This is a genomic window from Sulfurimonas sp., from assembly GCF_029027585.1.
Lineage (GTDB): Bacteria > Campylobacterota > Campylobacteria > Campylobacterales > Sulfurimonadaceae > Sulfurimonas.
The window spans coordinates 1,894,043-1,905,328 of record NZ_CP093397.1 but is presented as its reverse complement, the minus strand read 5'-3'; the positions used below and the strand labels follow the sequence as shown (position 1 = coordinate 1,905,328).

Here is an 11,286-nt window from a genome sequence, read left to right as displayed (position 1 = left end):
CTCAATCCTTTTTAAAATGCTTACTTTCTAGAACAAAATCCCCAGAATCTATAAATGAGTTTAATGCTAATATTTTTTTGTTATGCTTTAAAGAAGTAAATTTTTGCATCCAATATTCATACATCTTTGAGGTAAACTGTTCAGAATAGCCTCCTAAATCTTTTATCATTTGGTCATGATCATCAAACAACCATTTATCATATCTATACAGATGTCTCATAAAATAGTATTCATACACCTCATTTTTATCAATATTCAAATTTATTTTATCTAGATCATATAACATTTCAGAGTATTCTTCAACACTTTTTGGATGCAAATTAAAGTTATATGCGATATGTGGATTATTTAAAGATGCATTGATAACAGGTACTCCCAATGCTGCATATTCAAAACCAATGGTTCCATAAGTAGTTAATGCGACATCAATGCCCTCTTCTATAATCTGATGATGGGAACTATCAGAAGGTATTAAATTGAATTTTGTATATTTTTTCAGAAATTCATTTATAATTAGTGTATTACCTGGTAAAAAGTCTGGATGTGTTTTCAGATACCAATCATATTCTGTTTCTTCAGATATATTACCTAAAAAATCTAACCATTCATAAAAATCTGGAAATAGATTATATCCATACGAATGAGGACTATCAAAAAAACAATGTAGAGCTATAAAAACTTTTTTTCTTGGCTTTCTTTTATTAATCGTTCATTTTTATGTTGTGTATATGCTGACTTACTAGAGTAAGCCATATCAACACCTACCTTTCCTTGAAATCTAAGTTCTATCTTTTGTTTTGCTAGTTCTAAAGCATTTTTTTTGAATATCTACAGAAAGTTTACTAAATATTTCTTTCGTTCCAAAAAAATCTGTATACGCATGTGTATTATTTTTATTTAAGCTATATACATATGCTGGAGAAACTTGAAATGCTGGAATCTCTTTGCTAATTGCAATTCTAAGTGGAATTGCTAGATTATAGACACAATGACTTACATTTATCGCTTTTATTTTATGCGTGTCAAAATAATTTTTCCAAAAAGTATATATATCTAATGAGTTTTTAAGGGAATCTCTAAAGTTATTATCTTCTATATCTACTGTTGGTTTACTCATTGACCGAAGATATGAATCATAAATAAGGTCACCAATTAATACACCATCAATAGTAATATTTTCTACATCTCTCTTTGTATTTAATGAAGTATATACTTTTTCATATAAAGTATAAGACTCACTTTGTAAGCTCTTATCGAGTTTAGTATAAACTATCTTAGACATTCCAAACGATGCATATACTTTTTCATAAACACGTTTTAAAAAACCATATAAAGTCTTCCAATTAGGTTTAGATAAATAATACCCTACAATTTTTGATTGATATTTTTCACTTAATGCATTTGCTAAATAACTACTTGCTATTGCTGCACTATGCATACCATTTAGTTCAAAAAGAATTTCTCCATCTAAATTTTTTTCTTTATTATTAAGTATTTTCCATACTTTACGATTATGATTGATAAATAACTTGGTCATATTATCAAGGTAATAAGCGTAATATTTTGATTTTAACAATTTATAAATAGCAAGTTTTTTCATCTAATATTTTCCATCATAAAGCTCCTCATTTAAATCATTCAATCTATTTTTTAGTGTTTAATTGTTTATTATCGCATATAAATATATATCAGCATATTGATCGTTTTTAATCATTGCATCTACCAATACACCCTCTTGTTTCATCCTTAGATTTAATACAAGTTTTTGCATTGCGACATTATGTTGACTAACACCACAGTAAACACGATGGAACTTTAATATATTAAATGCATAATCTATAATAATTTCTACAGCTTCTTTACCTATACCTTGACCCATAAAAGAAATTTCACCAATTAGAATTGCAAATTCTGCGCATCTATTTTTTTGAGATATGTTATGAAGAGCTATATTACCTATATGATTATTCGTTTTTTTATCACATATAGCATAAACTTCATCTATGTTTGATGCTTCTATCATCTTAATATAGTCAATCGCCATTTGTTTAGTATATAAATAATCTCCATGTGAATTATATTTGCAAACTATTGGATCATTAAACCAATGTGGATAGTTACCATTTGAATCATTAAATTCTATAGGCCTTAGATATATATTTTTTCCCTCTAGTTTCATGCTTAATTCTCTCTATCTAATTTTTCTAGATCTATCACCCTTTCACAGCCTTCTATAGTAGAAAGTCTATGTGCAATAATCAGTAATGTTTTATCTGAACTTAATTTATATATTTCTTTCATAATTTTTTCTTCCGTATCAATATCTAAAGCCGAAGTTGCTTCATCTAAAACAAGAATATCTGGCTCATTATATAAAGCTCTTGCTATTCCTATACGCTGTTTCTGACCACCACTTAACTTAATACCACCTTCCCCAACTTTTGTTTCTATGCCTTCAGCCTGTTGTTCTAAATAGTCATAAATATTAGCTTTCTTTAATGCATCAATAACTTTTGACTGATCTAGTTTATCACCAAATGATATATTTTCAGATACTGTTCCATCAAAGAGATATATTGATTGGGGGATATATCCAACTTTCTTTCTCCATGATCGAATGTTGTCTGGAGTTAGAATCATACCATCAATCAACACTTCACCTAATCGTGGTTTATATATACCGATAAGAACATCTACCAATGTACTTTTTCCACTACCACTTGCTCCAATAAAAGCTACTTTTTCACCTTTGTTAATTGTTAAATTCAAATTTTTAAGAATATCATTTTCATCATCATAAGAAAAACAAATGTTTCTGGCTTCAATCTTCTCATTAAAATTCAACTGGGTATTGCCCTCTGTATCAACAGGAACAACTAAATCATCATAAACTATATCTAAAGCAGTTGAAAGATACATCATTTGGTTATAACTATTTAATATTTTTGTTAATGCTGGCAACATTCTATAAAGAGCTAATGCATATATAGAAACAATTGGTATTATTTGTGTGGCATCTTTAGTAGTTACTAATACATACATCACAATTGAAATCAACATCCCAAAACCTATTACTTCTAAAATTATTCGTGGCATAACTTGTAAAGTACTATTTAATACATTTGTTTTAGAGAAACCTTCACTTTTATTGGAAAATTCTCTTAAAATTGTTGCTTCATTTCCTCTCAACTTTGTAAACTTAAAATTACCAAATGCTTTTCCTAGTATCCTGTAAAAACCATCTTGAAACTCACTTCTTCTAAGACCTTCTTTTTTAATTTTTTTAGAAATAGTTTTCATAATAAATAAAACTTTAATAACAAGTATTAATGTCAAGATTAGTGTCATTTTATAATCAACAAAAAGTAAGATTATATATAGAAAAGAAATTGTAAATATTTCTGAAAACAGTATCAAAAGATTTTGAAGATAATATGTAATATTCATAGCTTCATTAACAATTGTTTTGGTTAATGTGGAACTATTCTTATTTATAAATTCCTTATAAGAAATACTGGTATAACCCTGAAGAAGTTCGAATGCAAATTTATGATATCTACCGAAAGCAAATCTATTCAAAGTATATGTGTAAAAAATAGTGTATATACCTCTTAATATATAGAAAACTATTAATAAGGCTCCAAACCATATAACAAACTGCATTGTGCTGTTAAAATCAAAGAAATCATAAATTAATTTATAATATTCATTTTCTAAAATTATATTTGGATTTGAGGCTGTTGTTATGAATGGCATAATAGCTGTAATACCAACCGTTTCTATTATAGATAATATAATACTCATAAAAATAAGTATTATTAAAAACCACTTATCTTTTTTACTAATTATAGCTTTAACTTTATTTAACTGTGTCATATTTCTTTTTCTTTTTCTTTTTCTTTAGGCAATTATAAATCATAAAAAGATATTTTTTACTTTTTAAATAATATTTGCATATAATTTTTTATAATAGTAGATAATGCAAAATACAATCTAACATTACCTTGTAAAATGAAAAAAGGTATTGTTAAGAATTTAAATTTTATTGCCGATTTAACTGAGTAAACAACTGGATATCTTATCGCTAAATGAAAAATCATCGAGAACATTCTTCTAGGGTTTTTAATACAAAATTCCCCATCTCCTATACCATACCATTTGAACTTTTTCATATAACTTTTTAAAGAAGGATCATGTAATTGAGAAACCTTCGTATCTAAAATTCCATATTTGAATTCTGGATGCAAAGATAAACGATAACTAAAGTCAGTATCGTCTATTGTTTTAGTAATATAATCATCAAACTTAACTTTATCAAAAATACTTTTTTTGTATATTGCTGGTGCAACACCAATCATTTTTCTTGTTTCTGAAATATTATGTGTTAAATTCCATTGTTCTTCTTCTGCTCTATTTAACCAACTCAAATTTTCATATGATTTAAGTTGAGACTGTCCAATATCAAAAGAATATTTATTTAATTCATTTAATAAACTTTCAAGCGTATTTTTTTCTAGGCGATGATCTGCATCGATCATAGCAATATATTGATTTTTTGCTGCATTTATACCTTTTTGTCTATCGCGTGTTAAATTGGAGTTTTTGCTTTCAATTATATTATTAGTATACTTTTTTGCTATTTCTACACTTTTATCTGACGAACCACCATCAACTACTATTATTTCATCTGGTTTATTCTTTAAAAGTAAAAGCAAACAATCTTCGAGTCTCTTTTCTTCATTTAATATACAAACAACAGCAGAAATTTTTTCTTTCATTTATTACTCCAAATTTTCATTGAGTTCATTTTTAATCATTAATTCAATTAATTTTTCTAACTTTAGCATACTTTTCCATTTAAGTTCACTGCTCGCAAGTGATGAATCACCTTTAAGTTCTGTACTGAACTTTCTTGTTAGGAACTTTCTATCAATTTCTATATGTTTTTCCCAATTTTTAATCTCTAATATTTTTGCAGCTATTTCAATAAAATTTCTTATGCTACGACTAGTTCCTGACGCTAAAATATAATCCTTTGGACTACTACTTTGGCACATTAGAAACATACCATATGTATAATCCCTAGCATAGCCCCAATCTTTAGTTATGTTAATATTTCCCAAACTAAATTTTTCAATTTCTCCATTTTGAACAGCAACTAAATTTTTTATTATTTTTTTTGTTACAAAATTATCTTTTCTTCTTGATGATTCATGATTATATAAAATTGCAGTTGATGCATGGAGCCCTTTATCTCTATAATATTTAACCAAATTTGCTTCTGTAATTTTAGCCAATCCATATAAACTTGATGAAGAAAAAGGTGTTTTCTCATTCTGTTTAATTGTCTTACTACTATCAAACATTAAACATGATCCAGCAGTTACAATCCTAGTATTTTTTAAATACTCACTGCAAATACTAAGTATATTTAATGTTGAGGCTACATTATGTTCAAATAATAACTTCTCATGGTAGTCATTATTTAATGAACTCTCTGAACTATAATGATAAGCTGAAAGATGGTAAATCTCATCAGGGCATAGCTCTAACAATAAATTTTTTAAATCATTGTAGTTACATAAATCAACATTAAATACTATTGGCACCACACCTATACTCGTCAAATATGCTTTTATACTCTCAGAATTAGATGATAATGTTTTTTTTACTATTCCATAAACTACATAGTCTTTATCTTTTAAAATCTCAGCCATGTAACTTCCATCTTGTCCATAAATACCAGTTATCAATGCTTTTTTATGCAAGTAAAACTCTAAACAATTTCGATTTCAGGTAAAGGGAAAATAAATTTACCTCCATCAGATATAAATTGTTTTTCTTTAGATAAGATTGAATCTCTAAAATGCCAAGGTAATACTAAGAAGTAATCAGGTTTCAGCTTTCTAGCTTCTTCTTCTGAAATAATTGGTATTTTAGTTCCAGGTGTATATTTACCAAATTTTTCAGGATTAACTTCAGCTATATATGGTATTTCTTTAGAAGTAAGATTACAAAATTGCAAAAGTACATTGCCTTTTGTACTAGCACCATATCCTAATACTGTTTTACCATCCTCAACTAAAGATAAAATAAGATCTCTTAAATTATTTCTATGTCTAAAAACTCTTTCTTCAAAATCTCTATAAGGCTTTGGAGTATCAAGTCTTAAATCATCCTCTTGTTTTAACATCCAATTTATAACAGGTGTATTTGATTTAAAACTTGCATCTTTTTTAGATGCAGTTATTGAAAAACTCCCACCATTAATAGAATTTAGCTGAACATCAACAACCTTCATACCTTTTTCTTCTAGCATGTTTTTAACAACTCTAAATGAGTAAAATTCAAGGTGTTCATGACAAATAGTATCATAAGCATTAGTACGTAACATAGATGGCATATAACTTTGTTCAAAATGCCATACTCCATCAATTGTCAATATTTTTTCGATATCAAAAATAAAATCTAAAGGACTTTCCAAATCATAAAACATTGCTATTGAAGTAATAATTTTGGCTTTTTTCTCACCAAAAATTTTTATAAATTTATCAGCTGTAAAAAAATCTGGTATCAACTCAATATCATCCGTATAATACTGCTTAAACTTGTTTCCAGTTGGATCAATACCAACTTTTTTACAAGATGCTTTATAAGACTTTAATGATGTCGCGTCATTACTACCAATGTCAATAACAATATCACTGCTTGTAAGGCCTACAAATTTTTCAAGCGTATTTATTTTATGTGATAAATGATCAACCATAGATTGATTTAACCCCGAACGATAACCATAGTTATCACCATACATTTCACTTGAGTCGTATGATTGTTTTAATTGTAACAATCCACTATCAGGACACCATACTAAGTCTAAAGGTCCTTTTGTAATTTCCTGATCTTTAGTTTCAGGAAAAACACCAGTTAAATGCTGCTCTCCTAATGATAAAACATTTATTAAATTTTTACTACCACTAATACGACATTTATCTATCTCTGTGTACATTATGTTCCTTTATATTTTCTTACTTTATTTTTACATATCAATTAAATTATCTTTTTCTGATAGACTACAATTTCTAATTTTATGTTTAGTAATAGTTTTTTACTCTAGTAAATATTTTTACTAAAGTAAGCTTATCAACTTTAAAGATTTTATAAAACTCTCTTGTAGCCTCTAAGTTCCATAAAATATAGTCGGTATTTATTAATAACTTAACTAATCCAACATGTTATTATATAATATTTTTTTATCTGTTATCAAATTTAAAATACTCATTATTAACATCGTATTCCTACATATGCTGTTTATCTAGATAATAATACCCTTTTTTAGCTAAAATTATCTTTTATATACATGGTAAATATTTTCATTGTAAACATTCAGTCAATTGTTTTTTCGTTTCAACTCTAGTTATTTTATTTTCTAATGTTAATTCAAAAATATCTTTTTTATAATTTAATTGCAAACTAAAACATTGTTTATGTAATAACAATGCCTCATAAAACACTGATGTCATACATCCAAATACAACTTTTGCATAATATAATATTTCCTGTGTTGATATTTCATCTTTAATTACATATATCTTACTATCATTAGGAATATATTTATCATATTTATTTTTTTCTTCACTAGGATGTAGTTTTATATAAATAGAAATATTTGTATTTCTAAACACATCAATAAAATCACTCATAATTGTGAATTCATCATAGCCTAAAGTATCGCCAAATTGTTCTTTTATATACTCTGTAAAAAAAACTATATAATTTCCTATACTCTTTTGTATTAAGTCATTTGTAATTGGTGGTGGTATTTTGTAATACTTTTCGTAAACATACTTCCAATAAGGGTTTTCATACTCTTCCAGAAGATTATTTATCTTTTTATCTTTTGATACCTGCAGATTATCAGTTGGGATTAAAATCCTATAAGGTAAAAATTCTTCTATATTCTCTATATTTAATAAAAATCTATCATCAATACTTCTTGCAACATCTAATAAAGAAATTATTTGAGAGACTTTATTTTTTTTAGCTATTCTAATAACTTCCAACTCATAATTACTTGATATCCCTGATAGTCCAGTAATAACAATATCGTCCATCTTAAAAGCATAGTGATCATCATCTTTAATTTTAGCTGTATTTATCATCTCTTTTTGCAATATGTTTACAGCTGGCCCTTTGGGATAGGCCGTAACATTATAATTTTCGTTATTAAAATTAAAATAGACAAATGCCAGCACAACATTTGCAGATGCAGCATCATAAGCGAATACTTTAACCTCTTGTATACTATTTGAGTTCATTAATATTATCACATACTTTTTGATAGGCTTTAACTAAATCGAAAACATCTTCTTCTTTGAGTGATGATTTTACAAAATCATGAGTCCATAATTTTTTATCATGCATATCTTCTACTACTGGACAAATACCTCGATCATAACTTACATTTTTATTAAATGGAAAACTACCATTTGAATATACTTTTCTTTTTTGAAACATAGGAATTAAATGTAGTGGCTTTACATAGCCTCCATATACTGGTACACCTTCATCTTCTCTTGTCCTAACGGGCTGTAGCTCCGCACGTACTGCAGCAAGAAATATTTCACGACTAACCCCCACTTTTTCTTCATGAAATTGAAAAGCTTGCACATAATACGAATGAGTTCTATCCTCTAGCTTCGTTATATCAATAAATTCATACTTATTTAATGCCTTATTAAATATTTCTGCATATTGCTGTCTTATTTTTACCTCGGATCTTAATTTCTTAATTTGTACTCTTCCAATGGCTGCTTGAATTTCTGTTAGTCTAAAATTAAACCCTAACATGTTTACTAAATCTATTTCACCTTTTGCTTCTACAATTGATTCTGCATGATTTCTGATCATTTGCATTTTTTCAAAGAGTACTTTATTATTTGTTACACACATACCACCTTCTCCTGTGTGTATATGTTTATGGTAATTTAAACTATAAACCCCTATATCACCAATAGTTCCAGCTCTCTGGTCCTTATACATAGAATAAGGTGCTTGTGCAGCATCTTCAATTACAAATAAATTATATGTTTTAGCTATTTTCATGATTTCATCCATATCAGCAGGACATCCCATAATATGAACAACAATGATGGCTTTTGTTTTTTCCGTGATATTTTTTTTAATTGAGTCAATATCAATATTATAATGATTTGGACTAATATCAGCAAATACTGGTGTAGCATTCCAAACTAAAGGAGCAGTAGCAGAGACAGACATACTATAAGGAGAGACAATAACTTCATCACCATAGCCAATACCACATGCCCCTAAAGCTACATGTAGCCCTGATGAATTCGAGTTAACTGAAACTGTATGTTTAATACCAAACTCTTCGCTCCACTCTCTTTCAAAAGCTTGAATTTCTGAACCACCATAAAAATCATCTTCCCAAGCTCCTATGAATTTTGACAAAACCCCAGTATCCATAACTTTATTCACTGCATCTTTTTCTTCTTGTCCCATTAAATTGTATGGTTCAAACAACTCCGTTCTTACTTTTTCACCACCATTTATCGCTAATACTGACATTTAATTTCCTTATATATTTCATTTAAAAAACTACTTGTTTTATTTTCATCATTAAAAGATGATATATTTTTTAGATTATCTTGATGCATTTGTGCAATATAATTATAAAGATTTAACATAGAAAATTTATAATTAGTTTCTATGCTATTGTTCTTATTATCAAGCATTTTATACCCATCATAATCAGGGTCATTAATAACATAAGAAATATTTAATAGTCTTCCAAAATCATCTATTTTAATCCTTGTATTTTCAAAAATTAATTCAATTTCAAATATACTATACTTTGTTTCATCTCCACCTATAAAAAAAATACTAAATTCATTTTCTTGACTTTCTACTTTTATAAATAAATCGTATGTGTTATCTTCAGAACTATAATCATTTATTTTATCTAAGATCTTCACATTTTGTATTTGTAAATCTTTGAAAAAATAATTCATTAAATCAATATTATGCGAACCATTATGTTTCAAACCTTTTGCATATTTATTAAGGACTTTTATTGGCTTTCCATAAATACCTTTTGATATATTATTTTTAATATCAATTAATAATGGCTCAAATCTTCTAAAATAATTTACAATGATTTTATCTTCTATCTCTTTTGGCAAATCGATATTTTCAGAATTGTCAAATAATGGTTTTTCTACAATAAAATACTTTATATCTTTTTTCTTAAAGTCATTTAAACAGCTATAGTGTAAATGAGTTGGTAAGGCAATGACAAGAATATCAATATTTTTATCTAATATATCTTTCCAATTATTGTAAAAATTAGCTTTAGGAAACATATCAATAATTTTGTCTTTATATGAATCTTGCATATCTACAATATATTTTAATTCAAAGTCATCATGCAAATAAATAGCTTTAGCATGAGATAATGCTGATTTTTTATCAACAGACATATCATATGTATAACCAATATTTCCAATACCTATCAAAGCAACACTAAGTATCAATTTAATCCCTTTCTCTTAATATGTGCATTAATCTCCAATAAGTCCATGTTATTCTTTAAATACTCTATATAGTCTAAAGTAGTAAAATCAATGTTATCAAAATAATTAAAGATATCTTTTAGCAACTCATAGTCTTCTTTTTCATCTAATGTTACAGCTAAAGTTGGCCAATAATAGCTATCTATTGCTTCAATTGTATATATTGAATATCTGGCATTTTCATATATATATTTTGATACATGTTCTCTATCTAAAGGATTTTTAGTATTTAAATTTGCTTCTTGTAATACATCTAATGAAAAAACTTGCACATCACTTCCATCAGGAAAAGTTCTTTTATAGTTATTTGATACATAATCATAGTTGTTATCTAAATATACTTTTACACATTGATCAATTAATGCTGGATCAATTAATGGACAATCTCCAGTTAACTCTACAATAACATCACTTTTTACACTTTCATGCGATTGTACAACTCTACTAAGAACATCATCTTCACTGCCCCTAAAGTAATCAACATTTAGTTTTTTTGCTAGTTCAACTATAACATCATCATCTTTATTAATTGTGGTGGCTAAAATAATCCCATCAATAAGTTTTGAGTGTTTAACTCTTTTAACCATGACTTCCAGCATACTCATATTATCTAAGGCATTCATTAATACTTTACCGGGAAGTCTACTAGAGGTCATTCTACATTCTATACTTGCAATTATTTTCACAACAAATT

11 protein-coding genes are annotated in these 11,286 nt (G+C 27.2%); all 11 read right to left on the bottom strand.

Annotated elements, in window-relative coordinates; all coding sequences use genetic code 11:
• Position 1: 1 nt before the first annotated feature.
• The gene (locus MOV50_RS09840) at positions 2 to 379 is read right to left on the bottom strand and encodes a hypothetical protein (RefSeq protein WP_321777736.1); all 378 of its coding nucleotides are present in this window, start codon (positions 377 to 379) and stop codon (positions 2 to 4) included.
• Between the two features lie 399 nt (positions 380 to 778).
• Positions 779 to 1,600 carry a hypothetical protein gene (locus MOV50_RS09835; RefSeq protein WP_321777735.1) on the bottom strand — a complete coding sequence of 274 codons (822 nt, stop codon included), beginning with the start codon at positions 1,598 to 1,600 and terminating at the stop codon, positions 779 to 781.
• Between the two features lie 57 nt (positions 1,601 to 1,657).
• Positions 1,658 to 2,179 carry a GNAT family protein gene (locus tag MOV50_RS09830; RefSeq protein ID WP_321777734.1) on the bottom strand — a complete coding sequence of 174 codons (522 nt, stop codon included), beginning with the start codon at positions 2,177 to 2,179 and terminating at the stop codon, positions 1,658 to 1,660.
• A gap of 2 nt (positions 2,180 to 2,181) precedes the next feature.
• A complete protein-coding gene (locus tag MOV50_RS09825; protein WP_321777733.1) occupies positions 2,182 to 3,876 on the bottom strand; it encodes an ABC transporter ATP-binding protein in 1,695 nt (564 codons plus the stop codon).
• Between the two features lie 56 nt (positions 3,877 to 3,932).
• Positions 3,933 to 4,778, bottom strand: coding sequence for a glycosyltransferase family 2 protein (locus tag MOV50_RS09820; RefSeq protein WP_321777732.1), 846 nt, complete (start codon positions 4,776 to 4,778; stop codon positions 3,933 to 3,935).
• A gap of 3 nt (positions 4,779 to 4,781) precedes the next feature.
• On the bottom strand, positions 4,782 to 5,753 hold the full coding sequence (locus tag MOV50_RS09815) for a GDP-mannose 4,6-dehydratase (RefSeq protein WP_321779659.1): 972 nt from the start codon (positions 5,751 to 5,753) through the stop codon (positions 4,782 to 4,784).
• Positions 5,754 to 5,776: 23 nt separating this feature from the next.
• Positions 5,777 to 7,006: a class I SAM-dependent methyltransferase gene (locus tag MOV50_RS09810; protein WP_321777731.1), complete on the bottom strand. Its 1,230-nt coding sequence runs from the start codon at positions 7,004 to 7,006 to the stop codon at positions 5,777 to 5,779.
• 364 nt (positions 7,007 to 7,370) lie between these two features.
• On the bottom strand, positions 7,371 to 8,315 hold the full coding sequence (locus tag MOV50_RS09805; protein WP_321777730.1) for a hypothetical protein: 945 nt from the start codon (positions 8,313 to 8,315) through the stop codon (positions 7,371 to 7,373).
• Positions 8,302 to 9,588, bottom strand: a complete 1,287-nt coding sequence (locus MOV50_RS09800) for a DegT/DnrJ/EryC1/StrS family aminotransferase (RefSeq protein WP_321777729.1) — start codon at positions 9,586 to 9,588, stop codon at positions 8,302 to 8,304. The genes MOV50_RS09805 and MOV50_RS09800 overlap by 14 nt, the downstream gene beginning before the upstream one ends.
• The gene (locus tag MOV50_RS09795; protein WP_321777728.1) at positions 9,576 to 10,553 is read right to left on the bottom strand and encodes a Gfo/Idh/MocA family protein; all 978 of its coding nucleotides are present in this window, start codon (positions 10,551 to 10,553) and stop codon (positions 9,576 to 9,578) included. Before MOV50_RS09795 ends, MOV50_RS09800 begins: the two co-directional genes overlap by 13 nt.
• Positions 10,550 to 11,278 carry a glycosyltransferase family protein gene (locus tag MOV50_RS09790; RefSeq protein WP_321777727.1) on the bottom strand — a complete coding sequence of 243 codons (729 nt, stop codon included), beginning with the start codon at positions 11,276 to 11,278 and terminating at the stop codon, positions 10,550 to 10,552. The genes MOV50_RS09795 and MOV50_RS09790 overlap by 4 nt, the downstream gene beginning before the upstream one ends.
• Between the last annotated feature and the right edge of the window lie 8 nt (positions 11,279 to 11,286).